This window comes from Accumulibacter sp., from assembly GCF_036625275.1.
Lineage (GTDB): Bacteria > Pseudomonadota > Gammaproteobacteria > Burkholderiales > Rhodocyclaceae > Accumulibacter.
This window is the reverse complement of record NZ_JAZKUD010000043.1, coordinates 1-24,902: the sequence shown is the minus strand read 5'-3', so window position 1 is coordinate 24,902 and position 24,902 is coordinate 1. Positions and strand designations below refer to the sequence as shown.

Sequence of the window (24,902 nt, the reverse complement as noted above, 5' to 3'; positions counted from 1 at the left end):
TTCCTAGAGTTTTGCAATGAATGAACGAATACGTTTAGCTGCTTCGACGCAGTCGGTGAGTGGGGCAACGAGTGCGATTCGCAGATAGCCTGCGCCCGGATTGATTCCCTGGGCGGTGCGCGCCAGATAGCTTCCGGGCAGCAGGATGACATTATAGTCGGCGAGCAGCGCACGGGCGAAATCACGGTCGCCAAGCGGTGCTCTGGCCCAAAGGTAGAAACCGGCATCAGGCATGGCGGTCGCCAGGACATCGGTCAGGAGCGGCGTGACTGCCGCGAATTTTTCCGTATATTGGCGGCGATTTTCAACGACGTGCGCCTCGTCGTTCCAGGCCGCGACGCTGGCTGCCTGCACCGCCGGACTCATCGCACTGCCATGATAGGTTCGGTAGAGCAGGAACGACTTGAGGGTCGCAGCATCGCCGGCAACGAAGCCCGAACGCATGCCGGGCACGTTGGATCGCTTGGACAGGCTGGAGAACATCACCAAGCGCTCGAAACCGCGACCGAGCAGATGGGCGGCTTGCAGGCAGCCGAGCGGTGGCCTGGTTTCATCGAAGAAAATCTCCGAGTAGCATTCGTCCGAGGCAATCACGAAGCCATACCGGTCGGCAAGGGCGAACAACTGTTTCCAGTCATCGAGGCCAAGCACCTTGCCGGTCGGATTGCCCGGCGAGCAGACGAAGAAGAGCTGCACACGCTGCCATTCGGTCTCGCTCAGCGCGGTGAAGTCGAATGCATAATCGTTGCTCGGCAGGGTGTTCAGAAAGCGCGGTTCGGCGCCGGCGAGGTAAGCGGCGCCCTCATAGATTTGGTAGAAGGGGTTGGGACTGACGACCAGCGGCGTGTAGCCCCGCGACGCATCGACAACCGTCTGGGTAAAGGCAAACAGGGCCTCGCGTGAGCCATTGACTGGAATGACCTGGGTCTCCGCGTCGATACCCGGCAGGCCGTAGCGGCGCTGCAGCCAGGCGACGATGCTGCCGCGCAATTCGCCGCTGCCGAGCGTGCTGGGATAACTGGCCAGTCCGCCGAGCCCGGCGCTCAGCGCGTCCTTGATGAAGGCCGGCGTTGCGTGCTGCGGCTCGCCAATCGACAGTCTGATCTCGCGGTACTGCGGGTTCGGCGTGACGCCGGCAAAAAGCTGTCGCAACTTCTCGAAGGGATAAGGTTGCAGCTTGCTGAGGTGGGGGTTCACTGGCCTGTACGTCTCATGGCGGGACGCTGGATGATAAGGGGCATGAACAGTTGCTGGTCGGTGAGTGCTCCCTGGAGGGTCATGATCTCAGCCCCGGGTGTTGGATTGACTGGCAAAGTCGGCGAGTTGCACCATCGACGCTGGCGTCCAGCCTGCCTGGCGGTAATCGGCAATGACGGTGGTAAATATGCCGCCACGTACGTAGAAGCGTGCCGTCAGTCGCATGTAGCGCGGTTGTGTGGCGCTTGCCAGATCGTCCAGAATGCGGTTGGTGACCTCCTCGTGAAAGCAGCCGGTGTTGCGGAAGGACCCAATGTAGAGTTTCAGGCTCTTGAGTTCGACACAGGTCTGGTCCGGAATGTAATCGAGGAGCAGGGTCGCGAAATCCGGCTGGCCGGTTTTTGGGCACAAGCAGGTGAATTCCGGAATTTCCATGTGAATATGAAAATCCCGTTGCGGTGCCGGATTGGGGAAGGTTTCGAGGGGGTTGGCCGAGGTGATGATCATGGTCATTCCGGGAGGCATCCAGCGGGAAACGAATCGGACAGGCAGAATGCTATTATAAGCGCTTATAATGGCATTCCGCAGGAATATCGCGGGTCGTTCACCTCCAGGGTGCGGGGTGACACCCGCCTGGCACCATGTTTTTTCCGATCTCTTCTGGCGCGGCTGCCGCGGTCGCGTTCTGGTTCATGCGCCTGACCAAACTGAAACTTGCCGGCTTCAAATCCTTCGTCGATCCGACGACCATTGCGCTGCCTGGACAACTCGTCGGGGTCGTCGGCCCGAATGGTTGCGGCAAGTCCAACGTGATGGATTCGGTGCGCTGGGTGCTCGGCGAATCGAAAGCTTCGGAGCTGCGTGGCGAATCGATGCAGGACGTGATCTTCAATGGTTCGGGAAGCCGCAAACCGGTATCGCGAGCGGCAGTCGAACTGGTCTTCGACAACTCGCTCGGACGCCTCTCCGGGCAGTGGTCACAGTATGCGGAATTGTCAGTCCGGCGGTTGCTGACGCGTAACGGCCAGTCCGAGTACTACATCAACAACCTGCATGTCCGTCGCAAGGATGTCACCGACCTCTTTCTCGGGACCGGTCTGGGTCCGCGCGCCTACGCGATTGTCGGCCAGGGAACCATCTCGCGGATCATTGAGGCCAAGCCGGACGAGCTGCGGGTATTTCTCGAAGAGGCGGCCGGTGTGACCCGCTACAAGGAAAGGCGCAAGGAAACCGAGAACCGTCTCGCCGACACGCGCGAGAACCTGGCTCGGGTCGAAGATATCCGCCTGGAACTCGGTTTGCAGATGGAACGGCTCGAAGGTCAGGCCAGTGTCGCCCGCCAGTATCGCGAATACCATGCAGAACTGACCAGAAAGCAGCAATTGCTCTGGTTCCTGCGGCGCAACGAGGCGCAACTTGAGCGCGAACGACTGGCACGCGAGCTTGACCTGGCGGGCGTCGATCTTGAGGCCAGGATCGCCGCTTTGCGTGCCCTCGAGATCCGTCTTGAGGAAGCCCGGGAAGCCCATTTTGCCGCCAGCGATGGCGTGCATGCGGCACAGGGCAGCCTTTTTGCCGCCAATGCCGAAGTCGCACGCCTCGAAGCCGAAATCCGTCACCGCCACGAATCGCGGCGCGAGTATGAGATGCGGCTGGCGCAACTGACCGAAGAGCGGACACACTGGCAGGCGCAGGCCGGCAATCTGGCGGAGGACGATGAACGTTGGCAGGATTTGCTGGCCCTTGCCGACCAACGTGTCGAGCAGGGCCGGTTGCGCCTCGAAGCGTGCCAGGAGCGCCTGCCGCTGGCCGAGGAAAGACAGGTTTCTGCGCTGGCGGCGGTCAACCGCCAGCGCACCGAGGTGGCCCTGGCCGAACAGCGCTTGCACGTCGAACAGGCGAATCGTGGGCACGCGCAGCGTTCGTTGCAAAGAGTCGTCGGTCGCCGCGAACGTCTGGCCACCGAACGTGCGGCGCTGGTGGCACCCGATCTCGCGGACCTTGCCGACCAGCAGGAGGCGCTTGCCGAATTGCGCGAGCGGATTGCCGAGGCACTAGCCAGCCAGAAGGCTCAACAGGACCAATTGCCGGGTCTTGAGCAGCAGCGGCGCACGACCCTGGCCGAATTCCAGCAAGCGCAGCGGGAACGTGCCGAGGCGCAAGCCCGCAGGATGGCCCTGCAACAATTGCAGCAACGCTTGCAGGCTAGCGGCAAACTCGACGACTGGCTGCGCCGGCATGGCTTGCAGCACGGTGAACCCCTGTGGAAAGCCCTGCAGGTCGAGGCCGGTTGGGAAGACGCCGTCGAAGCCGTGCTGCGCGAGCGCCTGGCCGCCTTGCCCGCGACCGTTGCCGACGCGGCGTGGAGCCAGGACCGGCCAGGCGGAAAATTGACGCTGCTGCTGCCGCTGGCTGGCGGAAGGCCGGCGGCGGCGCCTGCCGACGAGCTGCTGTTGGCGCGAATTCACTGCAAAGATGCAGTCTTGTCGGCGATTCTTGCCGACTGGCTGAGCGAGGTGCACAGCGCTCCCGATCTGGCGGCTGCGCTGACGCGTCGCGGCAGCCTGACGGCGAGCGCCTGTTGCGTGACCCCTGGCGGGGACATTGTCAACCGACAGAGTGTGACGCTGTTTGCGCCGGACAATGAGGGGCATGGCCTGCTCGAACGCCAGCGCGAGATCGACGCGCTGGTAGCGGTGATTGCCAGGCGTGAGGAAAGCATCGTGCAGGCACAGGGGTGCCTCGGCGAAATCGAAGGACACCTCGCCGAAGCGCAGCAGGACCTGCACGAATCTCGCCAGCAAGTGACGGCTCTGCAGAACCAGGCACACACGCTGCAGGTTGAAACGCTGCAGCTTGCGCAGGCCAGCGAACGTTTTCGTGAGCGGCAGGCGCAGATCGACGCCAGCCTGGCTGAACTGGCCGCTGAGGAAGAAAGCGAGAACGAACGCCTGGGCATCGCCGACGCAGCCATCGATCGACAACACCAACAGATTCAGGAACTGCAGACGCTGTCCGCTGCCGCGCGGACGCTGCTCGAACAGACCGAGCGGGCGTTGCAGGACGAACGTGCAGAGGTCAACCGCGCCGAACGGGAACTGCGTGAAGCCGAGTTCTCGCAGCGCGAGTGCCGCAATAAACTGCAGGAACTGACCGCCAACCGGGAGTTGGCGTGCCAGCAGCTCGCACGCCTCGACGCCGACCTGGCGCGCTGCCAGGAAAGCGCCAGCGCTCGGCAAACCGACGATCTCGAGCCCAGCCTGCAGGCTGCCCTGGATCATCGCGTCGCCCACGAGCATGCGCTGGCGAACGCCCGCGATGCGCTTGAAGCTGCAGCGAGTGGCCTGCGCGCGCTGGACGAGGAACGTCTGAAGGTCGAGCAGAGCCTCGACCCGCTGCGCCACCGGATCGGCGAACTGAAACTCAAGGAACAGGCGGCCAGTCTCAGTTTCGAGCAGTTCGCGGCACAACTGGCCACTGCCGGCGCCGACGAATCCTCGCTGCTCCCCGAGCTCGCCGCGGCGCGCCCGGCTGCCCTGCAGAGTGCGCTGAACGCGCTGCAGCGCTCGATCGATGCGCTCGGTGCGGTCAATCTGGCCGCACTCGACGAACTTGAAGCAGCCCGCGAACGCAAGGGCTATCTCGATGCCCAGTCAGATGATCTGACACAGGCGATGGTGACGCTGGAAAACGCGATTCGCCGCATTGACCGGGAAACACGGGAGTTGCTGCAGAGCACCTACGACTCGGTCAACCGCAGCTTCGGCGAGTTGTTTCCGGTACTCTTTGGGGGAGGTGAGGCGCGGCTGATGATGACCGGCGAGGAGATTCTCGACGCCGGCCTGCAGGTCATGGCGCAGCCACCAGGCAAGAAGAACAGCACGATTCATCTCCTGTCGGGCGGTGAAAAGGCGTTAACGGCGATTGCACTGGTATTCTCGATGTTTCAGCTTAACCCGGCGCCTTTCTGCCTGCTTGACGAGGTCGATGCGCCGCTGGACGATACCAACACCGAACGTTTCTGCTCGATGGTACGGCGCATGTCCACCCATACGCAGTTTCTGTTCATCAGCCATAACAAGATCACGATGGAGATGGCGCAACAACTCGTCGGGGTGACCATGCAGGAATCCGGCGTCTCGCGCATCGTCGAAGTCGATATGGAAGAAGCACTGCGCATGCGCGAGCAACTCGTTTAGGAATGGATATGACCGACTTGCAGATGGGTTTGATCGGCCTCGGTGCCGCCGCCGTCGTTGGCGTGCTGGCTTACAACAAATGGCAGGAGCACAAGCACCGCAAACTTGCCGAGGCCTTGTTGAGTGCTCGCCAGGCAGATGTTCTGCTCGATGAGCCGACAGCGGTGGTTGATGATGCGGACGGGATGACCGCCCGCCCGGATCAGGGGCGGGTCGAACCGCTGCTGAACCCGGCTGCCAAGCCGAACGGGGTGCCTGCGGCGAGTCCGGTACCGGTTGACGATGACGAGGCGCTGCCGGCCAGCGCACGGCCAGCGCGAGCTGACGAGGACAGGCCAGCAGCCAAAACCATCCATGACATCACGGCGCCGCTATATCTGCTATCGCCAACGATCGATTACATCGCGGCAATCGAGGTGTCCGAACCGGCAGCAGCCTACCAGATCCGTGAAACACAACGTGCTGCGCTGGCCCGCTTGGGCAAACCCGTGCACTGGATCGGCTTCAACGAACAGGAACACGAGTGGGAGCCGATTCTCGAAGACGCCGACAGCGCCTACCGGCACATCCGTATCGGGCTGCAACTGGTCGACCGCCAGGGCCCGGTTCGCGATGGCGACCTGTCGATTTTTCATCTGGCCATGCAGGATCTGGCGACCGAATTGATGGGTTTTGCCGAGCTGCCGCTACGCGAGCCCGCCCTCCGGATCGCGTCGCAACTCGACGAGTTCTGCGCCGGTGTCGACATCCAGATCGGCGTCAATGTGATCAGTCAGGGGCAGGTATTTCCGGGCACCAAGTTGCGCGCGCTCGCCGAATCAGCCGGAATGGTCATTGACCCGGAAGGCCGGTTTGCCCGTTTTGATGACGAAGGCAGGCTGCTGTACGTGCTCACCAACCAGGAAACGCAAGGTTTTTCGGCCGAATCGATGCGCTCCGTGACGACCCGTGGGGTGACCTTTCTGCTCGATGTGCCGCGGGTGGCGAATGGCGATCGCGTCTTGATTCAGATGGTCGAACTGGCAAGACGCTTCGCCGATGCCCTGCACGGCGCGCTGGTCGATGATAACCGACGGCCGCTGTCGGAGGGAAGCATCGAGCCGATTCGTCGGCAGGTGGTGCAGTACCAGACGGCGATGGCGACACGCCAGGTGCCGGCTGGCGGTGCGCTGGCGTTGCGCCTGTTCTCCTGACTTGGAAGCACCACGCATGCCTGCCCGCGAGCGCGCTCTGGCCTTGCGGGCCGAAATCGAGGAGCACAACCACCGCTATTATGTGCTCAATGCCCCGCTGCTCAGCGACGCCGAGTACGACCGCCTGTTCCGCGAGTTGCAGGCGCTGGAAGCTGCCCACCCCGAACTGGTGAGCGCTGATTCGCCAACGCAAAGGGTTGGCGCGGCGCCGCTGCCCGAGTTCGCGGCAGTAGCGCATGCGACGCCGATGTTGTCGCTCAATAATGCCTTTGCCGACGCAGAGGTGGCTGCATTTGATCGCCGTGTCGGTGAAGGGCTGGCGATCAATGGCGATCTCGATTATTCGGCTGAGCCCAAGTTCGACGGCCTCGCCGTCAGCCTGACCTACCAGGACGGCATCCTGTGGCGTGGAGCGACGCGAGGCGACGGCGCCACGGGCGAAGACGTCACCGCCAATCTGCGCACCTTGCACAGTATTCCGCTGCACCTGCAGGGCAGTGACTGGCCGGCGCTACTCGAGGTACGGGGTGAGGTGCTATTGTGGCGCAGCGACTTCGAGCGGCTGAACTTGCAGCAACGCGAAAAAGGGGAGAAAGCGTTCGTCAACCCGCGCAATGCCGCAGCCGGCAGTCTGCGCCAGCTCGACCCACGCATCACGGCGACGCGGCCGCTGCGCTTTTTTGCCTATGGTATCGGCCTGGCCGAAGGGGACGGCTTGCCGGCAACGCACTCGGCATGGCTCGATCGGCTTGCCGAATGGGGTTTTCCGGTCGCACCGGAACGTCGTCGGGTCAAAGGCCTCGCTGGTCTGCTCGGCTACTATGCCGAGATCGGCGGGCAACGCGCGTCGCTGCCTTACGATATCGATGGGGTGGTCTACAAGCTCGATGATCTCGCGGCGCAGGAACACCTCGGTTTCGCATCGCGCGCACCACGTTTTGCGATTGCACACAAATTTCCGGCCGAGGAAGCGCTCACCGAGTTGCTCGACATCTCGATCCAGGTCGGCCGTACCGGCGCGCTGACCCCAGTGGCGCGGCTGGCGCCGGTATTCGTCGGCGGCGTGACGGTGAGCAACGCCACCCTGCACAACGAGGATGAGGTGCGGCGCAAGGATGTCCGCATCGGCGATACCGTCGTCGTTCGTCGTGCCGGCGACGTGATTCCCGAGATCGTGCGCGTGCAGTGGGAGAAACGACCTGCCGGGGCGCCCGAATTCAGCATGCCGACGAACTGTCCGGTATGCGCTTCCAAGGTCGTCCGTAACGCAGAGGAGGCGGTAGCACGCTGCAGCGGCGGCCTCTACTGCCCGGCGCAGCGCAAACAGGCGCTGCTGCATTTTGCTTCGCGGCGGGCGATGGATATCGAAGGGCTGGGTGAAAAACTCGTCGAGCAGCTCGTAGACAGCGCCATCGTGCGTACCCCGGCCGACCTCTACCGGCTGGGTTTGCTGGCACTCGCCAATCTCGAACGGATGGCTGACAAGTCGGCGAGCAATCTGCTGTCGGCCATCGAGCAGAGCAAACAGACAACGCTGGCGCGCTTCATTTACGCGCTCGGAATCCGCAACGTCGGCGAAGCCACGGCGCGGGATCTGGCGCGTCATTTCGGCAATCTTGATCGTCTGCTCGCTGCTGACGAGGCCGATCTGCTGCAGGTGCCCGACGTCGGCCCGATGGTCGCGCAATGCATTCGCCAGTTCAGCAGCGAGCCGCATAACCTCGAAGTCATCGAGCAATTGCGTGCTGCCGGAGTGGTCTGGCGCGACGGCGAGGCGCCGGCGCCGACCGTCAGCAACAGCACTGGCAAGGTGTTCGTGCTGACCGGTACGTTACCCACGCTGACTCGCGAGACCGCCAAACAGATGATCGAAGCTGCGGGTGGCAAAGTCAGCAGTTCGGTCTCGAAAAAGACCGATTTTGTCGTCGCCGGCGCCGAGGCTGGCAGCAAGCTCGAAAAGGCCCTGCTTCTGGGGGTCACGGTCATCAACGAGGCGCAGTTGCTGGAGCTGCTGAACGTGGCGCAACCGGTGCAATGAGGCTGTTCATGGCATCGATCGGGCGGTGCTCCAGCGACAGTCCCGCTTTACCCTCACCAACCCATTCGGAACGTCCATGATCGATCCCCGGCAGGCAATGGCCATTCTCGCCTCGGCCGACCTCATCCACACCGCCGATACCGTCGAGGCCGCGGTTCGCCGTGTTGCCTGCGAAATCAGCGAACGCCTGCGTGACCGCAACCCGGTGTTGCTGTGTGTGCTCAAGGGGGGCCTCCCCTTCGCCGGCCATCTGTTGACGCAACTGACTTTCCCGTTGGATTTCGACTACCTGCATGTCAGCCGTTATGGCCAGGCAAAGAGCGGCGGTGAGCTGTCCTGGCGGATCGAGCCGGAGATTGCGCTGAGCGGCAGAACCGTTCTGGTCCTTGACGACATCCTCGACGAGGGGCTGACCCTGGCCGCGATTCGTGATCGCCTGCTGACGCTGGGTGCTGCGGCCTGCTACACGGCCGTCGCCGCGGACAAGCTGATTGGCAGAACGAAGCCGATTCAGGCTGATTTCGTCGCGTTGAGCGTTCCCAATCGTTTTCTTTTCGGCTATGGCATGGACGTTCACGGTGCCTGGCGCAACCTGCCGGCGATCTACGCCATGCGGGAGGATTGAGATGCTGGCCATCATCGGCGGCAGCGGGCTAACCCGTTTCACCCGGCTAGAGGAGGCGGAACGCCGGCAGGTGGCGACGCCTTACGGCAATCCCTCGGCGGCGCTGACCTTTGGACTGCTCAGTGGCCGGCCGCTGGTTTTTCTGGCGCGTCACGGCGACGAACACACGATTCCGCCCCACCAGGTGAATTATCGCGCGAACCTCTGGGCCCTGCGCGAGTGCGCGCCAACCGGCATCGTCGCGGTGGCGGCGGTCGGCAGCATTCGTTCCGACCTGAGTCCGGGTGATCTGGTGATCCCGCATCAGATCATCGATTATACTTGGGCGCGCTCCTCGACCTTCCACGAAGGGCCGTACAGTGCGGTCACGCATGTCGACTTCACCGAGCCCTATGATCGCGTTCTGCGCCGGCGGATCGTCGACGCGGCGGCAGCGATCGGGGCCAGGGTCAGTGAGGCAGCGGTCTATGCGGCAACCCAGGGGCCACGTCTGGAAACCGCCGCCGAGATCAACCGCCTCGAACGCGATGGCGCCGATGTGGTCGGCATGACCGGCATGCCGGAAGCGGTGCTGGCACGCGAACTGGCGATCCCCTACGCGGCAATCAATGTGGTGGCCAACTACGCTGCGGGACGCGGCGACAGTCGCGAGGTCATCCGCATGGACGCCATCCTCGCAGTCCTGGAGGGGGCAATGCAGCAGGTACTCGCGATTATCGAGAGGATGCTGACCAACCATGATTGATGTGAAAGTCGCGTCAGCGACTCACGAACCTCCCCTCCTCCCTCGTGGGGGAGGGGTCGGGGGAGAGGGAAACGGTCATGACTTTCATGATCGGGGGTGCCTGGAAAAGTCATGACCATTAGAACCGTTCTTAGGATGGGCGACCCGCGCCTTTGGCAGAAGGCCAGGCCGGTCGAGCAGTTCAACACTCCGCAACTGCACGCGCTGATCGATGACATCGAAGAAACCATGCGCCATCTCGACGGTGCCGGTCTGGCCGCCCCGCAGATCGGTGTCGGTTTGCGCGTGGTGATTTTCAGTGTCGATGGCAATCCGCGTTACCCGGATGCCGAGCAGGTGCCCAGGACGGTGTTGATCAATCCGGTACTGACACCGCTCGCACCGACGATCGAAGAAGGCTGGGAAGGTTGCCTGTCGGTCCCTGGTCTGCGTGGCTGGGTACCGCGCTGGAGTCGGCTGCGCTATACCGGTTGCGATGCTTTCGGCCGGGCAATCGACCGCTGCGTTGCCGGTTTCCACGCGCGCGTGGTGCAACACGAATGCGACCACCTCGACGGCATTCTCTATCCGATGCGGATCAGGGACTTCAGCCGCTTCGGTTTTGTCGACGAGCTTTTTCCAGGAGGGAGTGCCGGTGCCGTCGAGTAGCCTCGGGCTCCCGGTACGCCAAGAGTCTGCGCCGGTCTGGCCTGAACCGCGCGGAATTGATCTTTGCCGGGGAGGCAAACCGTGAACGTGCCATACCGGATTCTCTTTGTCTGCATGGGCAACATCTGTCGTTCGCCGATCGCGGAAGCGGTGACAAGAACGATGGCGCAACGGCAGGGGCTGGCGGCGGTGCTGCAACTCGACTCGGCAGGTACGCACGGTCATTTCCACGCCGGCGAAGCGCCGGACCTGCGAGCGCGCCGGATCGCTGCCAAGCGGGGATACGATCTCTCCCGATTACGCGCACGCCCGGTCATCGACGCCGATTTCGATCGTTTTGACCGGATTCTCGGGATGGACGAGAGCAATTTGTTCGCTCTGCAACGCCAGTGCCCAGACGAACACCGGTTGAAGCTGGGCTATTTTCTCGATTATGCCCCCGCTCTTGGAATCAACGAAATTCCCGATCCGTATTACGGTGCCGACTCGGGCTTTGAACGGGTCCTGGATCTGTGCGAGCTGGCAGCGACCGGCTTGCTGGCTGACTATATGCGTCAGCGCATGTCATCGTGACGGGAGCGTGTCAGGCGGAACGTTTTTTCTTGCCGCTAACGGTCATGACTTATCCAGGCACCTCGATCATGAAAGTCATGACCGTTTCCCTCTCCCCCAACCCCTCCCACGGCCCGCGCTGCATCGCGGGCCGGCTACGGCGGCGCGGAGCAGTGCTCCGCGAAACCCCGCCTTCGCCCCCGCAAGAGGGAGGGGAGATTCGTGAGTCGCTGACGCGACTTTCACATTAACGGGATCCGGCCAGCCAGCGCTTGCGCACCTCCTGGTGGTGGCGGGCGAACCACCACAGCGCGACCAGTGGCCAGGCGGAGTCAGTATGCCCTTGCTCGGCGAGGACGACGGCCTTTTCGGCAGCCAGGCAGACGACGCGGATGTCCTCTCCCTCGTGGGCCAGACCGTGGATGCCGCCGGCGTTGCGGCTATCGACGCGTCCCAGGTAGAGATGGGTACGCTGCGAGGTTTTGGCCGGGCTGGTGTAGAAGCTGCTGATCGGCAGCAGATCGGTAACCGTGCAGCCAGCCTCCTCCATCGCCTCACGGCATGCCACTGCCGCAGGCGTCTCGCCGTCTTCGATCAGGCCGGCGACGATCTCCAGCAGCCAGGGTCCGCGCGGGTCAGCGCGGGCACCGATGCGAAACTGCTCGATCATCACCACTTCGTCGCGCTGCGGGTCGTAGAGCAGCACCGCCGCGACATCGCCCTTCTCGATGGTCTCGCGCACGATCACAGGACTCATGCCGCCGGCGAACAAGCGGTGGCGCAGCCGCAAGCGCTCCAGCCGGAAAAAGCCCTGATAGCAAATTTCCTGCCCGATAATCTCGACATCCTGCCCGCTCATGTCATCCTGTCCGCTCATGCCGGCCTCGTGAAATCTTCGCGTTCAGGGTGGCGTTGCCACCAGCGCTGCTCGACACCCGCCCGTCAGTCAGGCCAATCCAACGCTACTCGACGTTCATACCAGATATTGCCCAACGGCCTTGCGCATGCGGCTCACCGTTGCGGTCAAGGTATCGACCATGGCTCCGGTTTCTTTGGTCACCGCCACATTCTGTTCGGTCATCAAGGCAACGCGCTCGACATTTTGCGCCAGTTCGGTCATGGCGGCTCGCTGCTCGCTCGAGGAGTAAGTAATTTCACTCACCATCCTCACCGTGGTCTGCATCTGCTCATTGATGTTACACAGTGCCTGGCGGGCTTCCTGTACCAGACGAACGCTCTCCTCGACTTCGTTTGCGCCGCTGCGCATGCACTCCACCGCCTGTTTGGTTTCGTCCTGAATGCTGCCGATCATGCAGCTGATTTCGTGGGTCGCCTTGCCGGTTCGTTCAGCGAGTTTGCGCACCTCGTCGGCGACGACCGAAAAGCCGCGTCCGGCCTCACCTGCCCGTGCCGCTTCGATGGCGGCGTTGAGTGCCAGGAGATTGGTCTGGTCGGCCACTTCCTTGATGACGGCGACAATGCGGCTGATTTCCTCCGAGCGCTGGCCGAGCGACTCGACCTGCTGTGCCGACGCCTTCACCGTTCCGGCCAGCGCAAGAATGGTCTGGCTGGCGCGTAGCGACAGTTCCTCGCCGGATTGCGCGACTTCGCCGGCCTTGAGGGCTGCAGTCTCGGTGCTGGCGGCATGCGCCGCCACTTCTCCGATGGACACCGTCATTTCCTCGACGGCGGCTGCCGAAGCCGAGGTGGCGTCGCTTTGCACGGTCGCCGACTGTTTGACGTTCTGCACGCCGGCCTGCACCTGGTGGTTGGCAGTGTCGACCTGTTTGGCGGTGTCCGCCATCCCCTGAATCGTGGCCTGCACCGAAGCAATGAACTTGTCGCTCAGGCGGGCGATGCGCCCGACGATGTCACGACGGGGAAGGTCGAAACGTGTCTTGAGATCGCCGGTCAACAGGACCGAATCGAGATAGTCTGCCGTGGCCCGGAGATCGCGCGATACCCTTGGTGTCACCCAGAACAGGAAGAACAAGGCATAAAGCACGGCAATGGCGGACAGAATGGTTTGCACACGTTCCAGCGGTCGCCCATCCATCCACCCCGCGGCAAGCTCCAGAACCCCAGGAAGCACGGCCAGCAGGCCCATGATCAGCATTTGCGTTGGTAAACTGGCGAACCACTCGACCACCCCAGGCAACACGCGCTCCACCCGACCATGCCGGATGCGCAAGGAGCGATCGCCCTTGCGGATTCGTTGATAGGCCTCCTCTGCTGCCGCGACTTCCTGGCGTGTCGGGCGTGCGCGCACCGATTGGTAGCCGACTGTCCGACCCTCTTCACGGACCGGCGACGCATTCGCAACGACCCAATAATAGCCGCCGTCCTTGCGACGGTTCTTGACCAGACCACGCCAGGGGCGACCGGCCTTGAGATCGGTCCAGAGGTCGGCGAATGCGGCTTCCGGCATGTCCGGGTGGCGAACCATATTGTGTGGCTGCCCGATCATCTCCTCGCGGGTGTAGCCACTGATCGCGGCAAAAGCCTCGTTCGCCTCCTCAATCACCCCCTTGAGGTTGGTGCGCGAGTAGATGAACTCGCCTTCGGGGATGAAAGTTTCAATCATGGTGATGGGTTGGTTGTTTCTCATGGCGTGAATAAGCGTGGCGCTGGTGAAATGTCCGTACATCATGCCCAAGTATCGCTGATTCAACAAGTACCCGCTTGAATTCGCTTGAATCCGCAGGGCAGGCACGCCCGCGTATTCATCGCCCGCAAACGCCGGCGGACTCGACCCCGGACGCCGGGGCCCCGCCGCGAGCCATGGCACGCGGAAATGATCACGAGGGTCTTGCCTGATGCCGCATTACCCCGGACAATCGCGGCTTGCCAAGCGGTCCAGGATGCGCCGCTTGGCAACCCGCAAGACCAGCCGCCAGCATGCGATCGCCGACATCGCTGCAAGGTGCAGCGCAAGTTCTCCCTGGAGACCGCCTGATGAGCTTCGCCGATATTGCTGCCTTGACGCTGCATGACGTCAAGAACCGCCTTGCCCAACTGGCCGGCCGCGCCGAGGCCCGGGGCGATGTGGATACCCTGCGTGCAACCATGGATGCCTCGAATACCCTGACGCGGCTGCTCACCTATTACCGATCGGACGTTGGCAGCCTCGCCCTGGACATCGACGCGCATGCTCCGGCCGACCTGGCCGCCGAGCTGGTCGATGACGTTTGCGTTCGCGGTCGCGGCCGTATCGACCTCGATTGTTCGCAGGCACCGACGCTGTGGTTCTACGACGAAACCGTCGTGCGCATGGTGCTGGCCAACGCCGTACAGAACGCCGCGCGGTATGCGCGCGCGCGCATCGTCATCGAGGTGGCTGAACGTGACGGTTTCCTCGAGTTTCTGGTTCGTGATGACGGCAACGGTTATCGCCAGGAGGTGCTCGACGATGCCGCCGGCGTGGCGACACCGGTGACCAGGAACGGCACCGGACTGGGTCTCCGGCTGGCCCGACGCATTGCAGAAATGCACGAGAACGGCGGCCGGCAGGGCAGAATCAGGCTTCAAAATGCCGATGGAGCCGTTTTTCGCCTGTTGTTGCCGAAGTAGCCTGGTCGTTGTCCCTCTTTGTCAGGAAACCTCATGCTCAAGCGAATCAGCGTCCAACAGCTTACCCTGGGGATGTATCTCAAGGATTTCTGCGGCTCCTGGATGGAACATCCGTTCTGGCGATCGTCGTTCGTGATCACCGATCCGAAGGATCTGGCCAGCATTCGCGCGAGCAGCATCACGGAGGTCTGGATCGATTGCGCGCAGGGGCTGGATCTGGCGCCGGATGTTGCGCCGGTCGCGGTCGCCGAGACGGCGGCCCAGGTCGAGGTTGAACTGGCCAGCACGGCCAGCAAGAAACGCGAGACCACAGCAGTCAGCAGTGGCGTCGAATTCGCGCGCGCAGCCCGGATCGTCACCAAGTCACGGGAAGCCATCACTGCAATGTTCGGTGAAGTGCGCATGGGCAAGGCCATCGATACCGTCGGTGTGCAACCACTGGTCGAGGAGATTTCGGACTCGATGAGCCGCAACCCCGGCGCCCTGATCAGCATCGCCCGCCTGAAGACTGCCGACAATTACACCTACATGCATTCGGTGGCCGTTTGCGGGCTGATGGTCGCCCTCGCCAGACAGCTTGGCCTCGATCCACAGCAGACGCAGTCTGCCGGCATGGCCGGGCTGTTGCATGACATAGGCAAAGCCCTGATCCCGACTGCAGTCCTCAACAAGCCGGGCAAACTGACCGACGCAGAGTTCACGCTCGTCAAATCGCATCCGGAAAAAGGCCACCAGATATTGCGCGCCGGCAGTGGCGCCGACGCAATTGCCCTGGATGTCGTTCTTCACCACCACGAGAAGACCGATGGATCCGGCTACCCGAAGCGCCTGAAGGGTGAGGACATCAGCCTGTTTGCCAAAATGGGCGCCGTCTGCGATGTTTACGACGCGATTACTTCGGATCAGCCCTACAAGGCCGGCTGGTGCCCGGCCGAATCACTGCGGCGGATGACCGAATGGACCAAGGGCCATTTCGAACCCCGGGTCTTTCACGCTTTTGTCAAGACCATCGGCATCTACCCGATCGGTACGCTGGTGCGACTGAGTTGTGGCCGACTCGGCGTCGTCATCGAGCAGGGCAGCCACTCGCTGCTTCGTCCACAGGTCAAGGCATTCTTCTCGACACGCTCGAATGAACGTATCCTGCCGACCATCATCGACCTCGCGCACACGGAGGATGCCTACAAGATCGTCAACATCGAAGACCCGGAGAAATGGAAATTCACCAACCTCAGCGAGATCTGGTCCGGTTTGCCCGGTCCACCCGCTTGATGGGCAGCCATGCCCCACCGATCGGCCCCGGAATGGTCGGGATTTGCCCGAACGCATGGCGTGCTCATGGATCTGAAGATTGTTTCCGGCCGCTGCCGGAGTCTTGCATCCTGTCTCCGGCGTCGCGGGTGCGAATAGAAGGTGTTGATCGAAGTCCCTTGTTCGATGGAGAGGCGTTGACCTCGGTGATCGCCCCTCCCCCTTGCGGGGGCGAAGGCGGGGTTTCGCGGAGCACTGCTCCGCGCCGCCGCAGCCGGCCCGCGATGCCGCGCGGGCCGTGGAACGAAGGCGGGGTTTCGCGGAGCACTGCTCCGCGCCGCCGCAGCCGGCCCGCGATGCCGCGCGGGCCGTGGAACGAAGGCGGGGTTTCGCGGAGCACTGCTCCGCGCCGCCGCAGCCGGCCCGCGATGCCGCGCGGGCCGTGGAACGAAGGCGGGGTTTCGCGGAGCACTGCTCCGCGCCGCCGTAGCCGGCCCGCGATGCCGCGCGGGCCGTGGAAGGAGTTGGGGAGAGCAACTCAGTACCGCATATCGTTCAGTCCCTCACAGGGTCTGGGCAATTCGGGATGAATTTCTACAGGAGATCGGGTATGGCTCGCGCTTTCTTCGGCTGTGGTCACTGGGCAACCGCCATTGTCCTGCTGCTCGCTTTCTTTTCCACCCACCTCGCGGCCCGCGACCTGCGTCTGGCAACGACCACCAGCACCGACAACTCCGGTCTGCTGCGCGCCATTCTGCCGCAGTTCGAATTGCAGCAGGGCATCAGGGTGCAGGTCATCTCGGTTGGCACCGGCAAGGCGTTGAAGCTGGCCGAGAACGGTGACGTCGATGTCGTGCTGGTGCATGATCGTCAGGCCGAAGAGGCTTTCGTCGCTGCCGGGCACGGAGTTAATCGACGCGACGTGATGTACAACGATTTCGTCATCGTCGGTCCTGCCAGCGACCCGGCCGCACTACGCGGTGGCAAAGAAGTACTCGGGGCCTTTCGCCAGATTGCCGCCAGGCAGGCGCGCTTCGTTTCCCGCGGCGACGATTCGGGAACCGAGCGGATGGAAAGAAGCTATTGGCAGCAGCTCGGGATTGCCACCAAGGGAGCGCCGTGGTACGTCTCGGCCGGGCTCGGAATGGGCGAGGTGCTGACCATGGCTGGCGAGATGCAGGCTTACACGCTGACCGACCGGGCCACCTTCGCCAGTTACAAGACCCGCACCGGCCTGGCAATCCTCGTCCAGGGTGACCCGCGCATGTTCAATCCGTATGGGGTCATCGCCGTCAATCCGAAAAGGTACCCGGAGATCAATTTTGCCGGAGCCATGGCGCTGATCGAGTGGCTGGGCAGTGCCGCCGGGCGCTCGGCGATCAGTGCCTTCCGGCCGAACGGCGAGCAACTGTTCTTCGTCACGCCGGCGAGGTAAGCCTCTGGGACTGCTCGACGCCAGCGAAGCGGCGCTGCGCCTGCTGTTTTCCGGCGATCCAGATCTGTGGCTAATCGTCGGCGTTTCGCTGTCGGTGACGCTGCGTGCGATGCTGATGGCCATGCCCCTGGGAATTGGCATCGGCTATCTGCTGGCAACGCTGGAGTTCCCAGGGAGGCGACCGCTAATCGTCGTGACGCAGGGACTGCTGGCGTCGCCAACGGTAGTCGTCGGTCTGATCCTCTACCTGCTGCTTTCGCGCCAGGGTGCACTGGGGCCGCTGCAACTGCTGTTCACCCAGACTGCGATGGTCATTGGCCAGGTACTGATCGCCCTGCCGGTGTTGATCGCCTTCTCGCTCGCAGCAATCCAGGGCGCCGATCCGCGCGCCCGCGAGACCGCCATCGCGCTCGGCGCATCGGCGCCACGCATCGCCTGGACGATGCTCGTCGAAGTGCGCTTTGCGCTGATGGCCGCAGTCTGCAACGCTTTCGGCCGGGTCGTCTCGGAGATCGGTTGCTCGCTGATGGTGGGTGGCAACATCGCCGGCGTGACACGCAACATCCCGACGGCGATTGCACTCGAAACCAGCAAGGGCGAGTTCGCACAGGGCATTGCCCTGGGCCTCGTCCTCCTGGTCGTTGCGCTGGGAATCAATTCGGCTTTCGCCTTCTTTCAGGGAGAGTCACGGCGATGAGCCTGCTCGGGGTGTCCACGCTGACCAAATCGTTCGCGGCACGACGCCTGTTCTCGATCGATGTGCTGACGCTACTGGCTGGCGAGAGCTACGTCCTGACCGGTGAGAATGGCAGTGGCAAGTCCACCCTGCTGCGGATCCTGGCCGGCATCGAAGCACCAGACAGCGGGCTCGGACACTACCAGGAACGGCGCTTCGATTGGCGACCCTATCCCGACTGGCTGCGCCGGCAAGTGATCTACATGCATCAGCAACCCTACCTTTTTCATACCAGTGTTGCCGATAATATCGCTTATGGGCTGCGTGCCAGAGGTGTCGAGGCGAACGAACGGCAACGGCTGGTCGCGGCAGCGATTGCCTGGGCACGCCTGGCGCATCTTCTGGCGATACCACCGCAGAAGCTTTCCGGGGGAGAAAGGCAGCGCGTGGCCATGGCACGCGCCTGGGTACTGCAGCCAAAGGTATTGCTGCTCGACGAACCGACGGCCAATCTCGATGCCGAATCGCGGCGGCAGACCATCGACCTGCTGCGCGGTTTCTGTACGGCCCAGACCACGGCGGTGATCGCCTGCCATGATCGCGACGTCATCGAACTGCCCGACATGCGTCGACTGGATCTGATGGGCGGTCGGCTACATCTCTGAACATATCCCGTGCTGCCCGATGACTCGGACCCTGAGCGACCTTTCCGCGAGAAATCATTCATCGCAAGCCCAAGGCAACAAATACGGCACCGGCAATGCGGAGTAGGAAAAAACGAGGGGAAAACCGTCGAAAAGGCCGAAAAATCGACACCACCCGGCCCTTTCATTCCACATGGTGAAATTTGGCGGTTTCCCCTACTTGAAGTCCGACAGGCTACTAGCGGATCGCTTCAAACAGCCCGGCAGCACCCATACCGGTGCCGATGCACATGGAGACCATGCCGTAACGCTGCCCGGTGCGTTGCATCCCGTGCAGCAGCGTTGTCGTCCGAATGGTGCCGGTGGCACCGAGGGGGTGGCCGAGAGCAATCGCGCCACCGAGCGGATTCACCTTGTCCGGATCGAGGTTCAGGGTGTGCATCACAGCCAGAGCCTGCGCGGCAAAGGCTTCATTCAGCTCAAACCAGTCCACGTCGTCCTGCCTGATTCCGGCCTGCCTGAGCACCCGTGGAATCGCCTCGATCGGGCCGATACCCATGACCTCGGGCGGCACACCTGCCACCGCGTAGGCGGCAAAGCGCGCTAGCGGCTTGAGGTCGAACTGCCTGAGGATTTTTTCCGAAACCACCAGTACCGCCGCTGCACCGTCGGACATCTGCGAGCTGTTGCCGGCAGTCACCGAACCGCGTGCGGCAAACACCGGCCGCAAGCGGGCGAGGCTTTCGATGCTGCTGTCCGAACGTGGTCCCTCGTCGTTCTCGACCAGAAACTCCTTGACCATCACTTCACCGCTGTGCAGGTCCGGGACGCGTGCGCTGACCAGATAAGGCGATATCTCGGCCTTGAAGTGACCCGCGGCGATCGCCGCACAGGCCTTCCGATTCGAGGCGACGGCGAAGGCATCCTGGTCGTCACGCGAGATCTTCCACTGCGCGGCAACCTTCTCGGCGGTGATTCCCATCCCGAAACCAATCGCGTAATTCTCCTCGACCTCGAAAATCGCCGGATTGATGGCGATTTTGTTGCCCATGATCTGGTTCATCAGTGACATCGTTTCGGTTCCCCCGGCGATCATCACCTCGGCTTCACCGAGGCGAATGCGATCAGCGGCCATCGCCACCGTCTGCAGGCCGGAAGCACAGAAGCGATTGACCGTGACCCCAGGCACGGTGTTCGGCAGGCCGGCCAGCAGCAGGCCGATGCGCGCGACGTTCATGCCCTGCTCGGCCTCGGGCATCGCGCAGCCGACGATGACATCCTCGACCAGCGCCGGGTCAAGCCCTGGCACCTGCGCCATGACCGACCGGATGGCGTATGCCAGCATGTCGTCGGGACGAACGTGGCCCAACAGGCCCTTGCGTCTGCCCACCGGCAGACGGGTGGCAGCGACGATGTAGGCGTCCTGAATCTGTTTGCTCATGATCTGTTCTCCTTGTTCGCTCAGTTACGCAGCGGCTTGCCGGTTTCCAGCAGGTGCTGGATACGCTGCTGAGTTTTCGGGTTTTTCAGTAGTTCGACGAACAGCTTGCGCTCGACGGTCAGCAGCCACTGCTCATCCACCAGGGACCCGGTCTCGATGTCGCCACCACACAGTGCTGTCGCCGCAGCTTTGGCCACCACGTAGTCGTGTGCCGAAATCATGCCGCCTTCCTTCATGTTGGCCAGCAACATGACACAGTTGGCAATGCCGGTGCGCCCGGCAACCTTGATTCCCCGCGGCGACAGGCGCGGGGAATAGCCCGCCTCGGCTAGGCCGCGTGCTTCACGCAGCGCCACGTATAGCAGCTCGTGGGCATTGAAAACGATCTTGTCCGAATCAACGGCAAAACCGAGTTCCCTGGCCTGTGCGCCACTCTTCGACACAGTGGCCATGGCGATGGTCAGGAATACCGGCTGGATGAATTCAAAGGGGTCGTTGCCAGCGGTCCTGGCAGCCTGCTGCGCGGCGCGGATGGCGAACTCCTTGCAGCCACCGCCGGCAGGGATCAGTCCGACACCGGCTTCGACCAGACCGATGTAGCTCTCGAGTGCGATCACCCGCCTGGTCGCATGCATGACGAACTCGCAGCCGCCACCGAGAGCCATTCCCTGCACGGCCGCGATCACCGGCACCTTGGCGTACTTCAGGCACATCGACGCGTTCTGGAATTCGCCGACGTATCTTTCCAGGAGATCGAAATCGCCGGCGGCAATCGCCTCGGCAACTTCCTTGAGGTTGGCACCAAAGGCGAAAGGCGCTTCGTGCCACAACACCAGCCCCTGATAATCGGCTTCGGCACGCGCCACCACCTCCTGCAGACCGACGATCACGTCACGACCGAGCGTGTGGTTGCGCGTCTTGACGCTGACGATGGCGATGCCGGCATCGATCTGCGGTAGCGTCCACATCCGGACGCCATCGTTCTCCCAGACCGTGCTGCCGGCGATGGGATTTTCTCCCAGCACCCGTTCGGGGAAGATCTGCCGCTGATAGACTGGTAAGGTCGAGCGCGGTCGATAGGCATCGGCACTCGCCGAATAGGAACCCTGGGCACCATGCACCCCTTCCTGCGCAACGCGACCAAAGACCCAGGCCGGCAGCGCAGCCTGGCTCATCGCCCGACCGGCGTCGATGTCGGCCTGGACGGCTTCGGCAATCGCCCGCCAGCCAGCTGCCTGCCAGCTCTCGAACGGACCCTGTGACCAGCCGAAGCCCCAGCGCATCGCGAAATCGAGATCGCGGGCGTTGTCGGCAATGTCGGCCAGATGGTAAGCGGCGTAATGAAAAATATCACGGAAGATCGCCCACAGGAATTGCGCCTGCGGGTGCTCACTGGCGCGCAACTGTGCGAATTTCCCGGCCGGGTCGCGATTCTTGAGGATTGCCAACACGCTTGGGTCGATGTCGGCCGCACTGTCACGGTAGTCCTGGAGAGTCAGGTCGAGCACCTTGATCGCGCGGCCATCCTTACGGAAGATTCCGCAGCGCGTCTTCTGGCCGAGCGCGCCCTGACTGATCAGCGCTGCGAGCCATGCCGGCACGCCGAAGTAGCCATGCCAGGGATCTGCGGGCAGGGTATCCTGCATGGTCTTGACGACATGCGCCAGGGTATCGAGACCCACAACGTCGGCGGTGCGATAGGTGGCACTCTTCGGGCGTCCAATGATCGGGCCGGTCAGCGAATCGACGACGTCGAAACCGAGTCCGAGGCGCTGGGTGTGATGCATCACCGCAAGCATCGAGAAAACCCCGACGCGATTGGCGACGAAATTCGGCGTGTCGTGCGCACGCACGATCCCCTTGCCGAGGCGCGAGACCAGCCATGTTTCGAGATCGTCGAGCAACGCCAGGTCGGTGGTGTTGGTCGCGATCAGTTCGACGAGAGGCATGTAACGCGGCGGGTTGAAGAAGTGGATGCCGCAGAAGCGCGAACGCAGCGCTTCCGGCAAACCTTCGGAGAGGCGCTTGATCGACAGTCCCGAGGTGTTCGAGGCGATGATCGCAGCGGGCGAAACGAAGGGGGCGATCTGGCGATACAGATCGTCCTTCCACTCGGTTTTTTCGGCGATGGCTTCAATGATCAGGTCGCAATCCCTGAGCCGATCGAGGTGCTGCGAATAATTGGCGGCGTCGATGTAGTCGACCCGGTCCTTCGTTGCCAACGGCGACGGCTCAAGCTTCTTCAGCGCGTCGATGGCTCTCCTGACGATCCCGTTGGGATCGCCTTCCCTGGCCGGCAGATCGAAAAGCACTACCGGCACTTCGGCATTTGCGAAGTGCGCTGCGATCTGCGCGCCCATCACGCCCGCTCCGAGTACGGCGGCCTTGCGTACGATGAAGTTGCTCAAGCTGTCCTCCTTGTCTGGTCTTTCTGGTCGTTGATGTTCGCCGGGAACACCCCGCAAAGGCTCTGCACAAAGCCAATAAAACGAACGTTTGAATTATACGCAGACTGGAGGCAGCGTCAACCGAAATGCGGAAAACTCTCGGTGCCGATACGTCGATGGCAGGCAAAAAAAAAGCCCCGGAATCCGGGGCTTTTCTGGCGAACCGTGAAGTGCGATCAGAAAGCGATCGAATATTGCGCACCAACAATCCAGACGCTGGAATCGTAGTCACCAATGACCGTGCCACGACCTTCAGCACTCTTGTTGCTGTTGATCTTGGTATTCTGGAGGTAGAGATACGCCAGGCCGAATTCAAGCGTCTGCTCCTTGGCCGGCTTCCATTGGGTGCCGAAGGTGAACCACGTACGGTCGTTGTCCGGCAGGGCGGTCAAACGGGTATTCGCATTCTTGACCGGCGTCTGGTCATAGGCGAGACCAAACATGAATTTCAACGTGTCCGTGTAACGGTAGTTCGCCCCGAGGGCAAAGCGCCAGGTGTCCTCGAAGAGCGCGGTCAGCGTCTCCGCAGTCCGGCCGGCCTGCGGCCCGGAGGTACGGACGATGTCTACATTCTTGATCGAACTCCAACCCGTCCAGGAGACATCTCCGAGCATCTCCCATTGATCGCTGAGTTTTTGCGTCACGCTCAGCACGAAGGTATCCGGCACCTTGATATTGGCCTTGACATCACTCTGCCGGCCAGAGTTGATCAGTGCCAATCCGGTCGCGTTGGCTGCCGGCGTGCCATTGCTGCTCAGTTTCGAAGTACCCTCGGTATGGTATTGAATGGCCGAGCGATAGGACACGCCGACCTTGGTCGCCGGCGAGAGGGTGAACAAGGCGCCGATGTTCCAGCCCCAGGCGTCATCGTCGATACTCAGGTGGGCTCTGACCCCGGATGCGCCAGGAACAATGGCTGCCTGGCGAAAGTAATCCGCCTCGATTTTCTGCCAGCTCACACCGGCACCCAGCGATACCATGTCGTTGACCCGGTAGGCAATCGACGGGTTGATGTTGATCGTCTTGATGTCGAACTCGTCCGACTGCGCACTGCCTTTCCAGGGTTTGTCATACTTCGTCTTCAGGCCAAAAGGTGCGCCGATGCCCAGACCAACGTACAAATCCCGGTTCACCGCCCAGGACAGGTAGCCATTTGGAACGACTGCCCAGCCACCTGCGTCGCCACCGTCACCCGCGGCATTGAAGACGCCCACCTGGGACGCGCTGTTGTCGAACTTGAAACTCGGTTTCACCGCCGTCAGGCCACCGGAGACCTCACGCGCCTGCAGTTGCGTCATTCCCGCCGGGTTCCAGAAGATCGTACTGGCATCACTGGCCTTGGCTGCGGAACCGGCGTAGGCATTACCCAGGCCGCTGCCCTGCTCCAACAACTGAAAACCCGACGCAGCGGCCGTGCCCGACAAGGCGGTCAACAACAGCGCCGGAATCAACTTCATCGAAATCCTGTGTGCCATGTCCCTGTGTGCCATGTCCAACTCCCCCTTGAAAATATGTGGTATCACGTAGAGTCCTCCGTGTGGATAGGATGTAAGCGTGCTCCTTGCGCCACGCCCCGGAAGCTATTCTGAGTTGCAATCCTAAGTCCTTGCACCACAAAGATCTGCAAGCATTCGGCGTGATGCCACGCTCCCCTGCACGCCTGTTGCTTTATTGCAACAAAGAGGAGACTGGCCGGCATGCGTGGCAGTGCCACCGTGTTGATCTCAGAAGTGGCGCCGGAATTTCGGACAGCAGATAAGTGGTAGCCGCTCCCACGAACGGCGGCGGAAGCAGCCCCAACAGGAGCGAGAGCATGACGAGAAGAACGCCGCGCAGCGTCCCTGACCTTGAACGTTAGCCCACGAAACGAGCTACGGCGTTATCCCGTCGCAAGGGTTGAGAAGAGGAACGTCGAAGTGAGCGAAATCAGATACGTTTCTCGTCACCACCGTCAAACCGTTGGTTTTGGCAATGGCGGCCTAGGTTCTGTTGATACAAGCACCGTTTACTGCGAAGGTTAAAGCCTTTTGGCGATGGTGAACCGGCTCGAAATCAGCGACGAAGAATGGGAGGCGATCTACCCGATACTGGCGGCCCACAGGCATGTCCGCATAGCCTCGGAAGCCAGCTGCCGGGCCTTCTTGGTGGCGGTCTTGTGGGTGCTGCGGTCGGGGGCGCAATGGCGCTTGCTGCCTGCCGCCTATGGCAAGTGGAACTCGGTTTTCAAGCGCTTCTCCCGCT

20 protein-coding genes are annotated in these 24,902 nt (G+C 62.4%); 13 read left to right on the top strand and 7 right to left on the bottom strand.

From position 1 onward, the window contains the following. Window positions 1-3: 3 nt before the first annotated feature. Both dapC and queF read right to left on the bottom strand, forming a co-directional pair. Window positions 4-1,197, bottom strand: coding sequence for a succinyldiaminopimelate transaminase (gene dapC / locus V5B39_RS13730; RefSeq protein ID WP_332343451.1), 1,194 nt, complete (start codon window positions 1,195-1,197; stop codon window positions 4-6). Window positions 1,198-1,284: 87 nt separating this feature from the next. Further along, entirely contained in the window at window positions 1,285-1,704 is a 420-nt protein-coding gene (gene queF, locus V5B39_RS13725) for a preQ(1) synthase (protein WP_332343450.1), read from the bottom strand. A 185-nt stretch (window positions 1,705-1,889) separates the two neighbouring features. On the opposite strand from queF, the gene smc reads away from it, so the two are divergent. The 7 genes from smc (at window position 1,890) to V5B39_RS13690 (ending at window position 11,218) form a co-directional block, all read left to right on the top strand. Beyond that, window positions 1,890-5,396 carry a chromosome segregation protein SMC gene (gene smc / locus V5B39_RS13720; RefSeq protein ID WP_434735696.1) on the top strand — a complete coding sequence of 1,169 codons (3,507 nt, stop codon included), beginning with the start codon at window positions 1,890-1,892 and terminating at the stop codon, window positions 5,394-5,396. Between the two features lie 8 nt (window positions 5,397-5,404). Continuing rightward, on the top strand, window positions 5,405-6,589 hold the full coding sequence (locus tag V5B39_RS13715) for a cell division protein ZipA C-terminal FtsZ-binding domain-containing protein (RefSeq protein WP_332343448.1): 1,185 nt from the start codon (window positions 5,405-5,407) through the stop codon (window positions 6,587-6,589). 16 nt (window positions 6,590-6,605) lie between these two features. Then, window positions 6,606-8,627 carry an NAD-dependent DNA ligase LigA gene (gene ligA, locus V5B39_RS13710; protein WP_332343447.1) on the top strand — a complete coding sequence of 674 codons (2,022 nt, stop codon included), beginning with the start codon at window positions 6,606-6,608 and terminating at the stop codon, window positions 8,625-8,627. A gap of 76 nt (window positions 8,628-8,703) precedes the next feature. Further along, entirely contained in the window at window positions 8,704-9,252 is a 549-nt protein-coding gene (locus V5B39_RS13705) for a hypoxanthine-guanine phosphoribosyltransferase (RefSeq protein WP_332343446.1), read from the top strand. A gap of 1 nt (window position 9,253) precedes the next feature. Continuing rightward, window positions 9,254-9,997, top strand: a complete 744-nt coding sequence (locus V5B39_RS13700; RefSeq protein WP_332343445.1) for an S-methyl-5'-thioinosine phosphorylase — start codon at window positions 9,254-9,256, stop codon at window positions 9,995-9,997. Between the two features lie 111 nt (window positions 9,998-10,108). Beyond that, window positions 10,109-10,645 (top strand): peptide deformylase, encoded by a 537-nt coding sequence (gene def, locus V5B39_RS13695; RefSeq protein ID WP_332343444.1) that lies wholly within the window; start codon window positions 10,109-10,111, stop codon window positions 10,643-10,645. A gap of 81 nt (window positions 10,646-10,726) precedes the next feature. Beyond that, entirely contained in the window at window positions 10,727-11,218 is a 492-nt protein-coding gene (locus V5B39_RS13690; protein ID WP_332343443.1) for a low molecular weight protein-tyrosine-phosphatase, read from the top strand. Between the two features lie 226 nt (window positions 11,219-11,444). On the opposite strand, the gene V5B39_RS13685 is transcribed toward V5B39_RS13690, so the two are convergent. Both V5B39_RS13685 and V5B39_RS13680 read right to left on the bottom strand, forming a co-directional pair. Further along, the gene (locus tag V5B39_RS13685; protein WP_332343442.1) at window positions 11,445-12,074 is read right to left on the bottom strand and encodes an NUDIX domain-containing protein; all 630 of its coding nucleotides are present in this window, start codon (window positions 12,072-12,074) and stop codon (window positions 11,445-11,447) included. 96 nt (window positions 12,075-12,170) lie between these two features. Then, the gene (locus V5B39_RS13680) at window positions 12,171-13,781 is read right to left on the bottom strand and encodes a methyl-accepting chemotaxis protein (RefSeq protein ID WP_332343441.1); all 1,611 of its coding nucleotides are present in this window, start codon (window positions 13,779-13,781) and stop codon (window positions 12,171-12,173) included. 371 nt (window positions 13,782-14,152) lie between these two features. Between V5B39_RS13680 and V5B39_RS13675 the strand changes: the two genes are divergently transcribed. From V5B39_RS13675 to V5B39_RS13655, 5 genes are all read left to right on the top strand, one after another. After that, window positions 14,153-14,767, top strand: a complete 615-nt coding sequence (locus V5B39_RS13675) for a sensor histidine kinase (protein WP_332343440.1) — start codon at window positions 14,153-14,155, stop codon at window positions 14,765-14,767. Window positions 14,768-14,800: 33 nt separating this feature from the next. Next, on the top strand, window positions 14,801-16,039 hold the full coding sequence (locus V5B39_RS13670) for an HD-GYP domain-containing protein (RefSeq protein WP_332343439.1): 1,239 nt from the start codon (window positions 14,801-14,803) through the stop codon (window positions 16,037-16,039). Between the two features lie 589 nt (window positions 16,040-16,628). Further along, window positions 16,629-17,453: a substrate-binding domain-containing protein gene (locus V5B39_RS13665; protein WP_332343438.1), complete on the top strand. Its 825-nt coding sequence runs from the start codon at window positions 16,629-16,631 to the stop codon at window positions 17,451-17,453. Window positions 17,454-17,457: 4 nt separating this feature from the next. Continuing rightward, a complete protein-coding gene (locus V5B39_RS13660; RefSeq protein ID WP_332343461.1) occupies window positions 17,458-18,150 on the top strand; it encodes an ABC transporter permease in 693 nt (230 codons plus the stop codon). After that, the gene (locus V5B39_RS13655; RefSeq protein ID WP_332343437.1) at window positions 18,147-18,794 is read left to right on the top strand and encodes an ABC transporter ATP-binding protein; all 648 of its coding nucleotides are present in this window, start codon (window positions 18,147-18,149) and stop codon (window positions 18,792-18,794) included. The genes V5B39_RS13660 and V5B39_RS13655 overlap by 4 nt, the downstream gene beginning before the upstream one ends. Before the next feature lie 217 nt (window positions 18,795-19,011). Here the strand turns inward: V5B39_RS13655 and V5B39_RS13650 are convergent, their stop codons facing one another. The 3 genes from V5B39_RS13650 to V5B39_RS13640 all read right to left on the bottom strand — a co-directional run bounded on the left by V5B39_RS13650 (window position 19,012) and on the right by V5B39_RS13640 (window position 24,151). Then, window positions 19,012-20,214, bottom strand: a complete 1,203-nt coding sequence (locus V5B39_RS13650; RefSeq protein WP_332343436.1) for an acetyl-CoA C-acyltransferase — start codon at window positions 20,212-20,214, stop codon at window positions 19,012-19,014. A gap of 20 nt (window positions 20,215-20,234) precedes the next feature. Next, window positions 20,235-22,622 carry a 3-hydroxyacyl-CoA dehydrogenase/enoyl-CoA hydratase family protein gene (locus V5B39_RS13645; RefSeq protein WP_332343435.1) on the bottom strand — a complete coding sequence of 796 codons (2,388 nt, stop codon included), beginning with the start codon at window positions 22,620-22,622 and terminating at the stop codon, window positions 20,235-20,237. A gap of 215 nt (window positions 22,623-22,837) precedes the next feature. Beyond that, window positions 22,838-24,151, bottom strand: coding sequence for an OmpP1/FadL family transporter (locus V5B39_RS13640; protein WP_332343434.1), 1,314 nt, complete (start codon window positions 24,149-24,151; stop codon window positions 22,838-22,840). A gap of 543 nt (window positions 24,152-24,694) precedes the next feature. Between V5B39_RS13640 and V5B39_RS13635 the strand changes: the two genes are divergently transcribed. Then, window positions 24,695-24,902 (top strand): transposase (locus tag V5B39_RS13635; protein WP_332343460.1); only part of this gene is annotated, 208 nt, incomplete at its 3' end.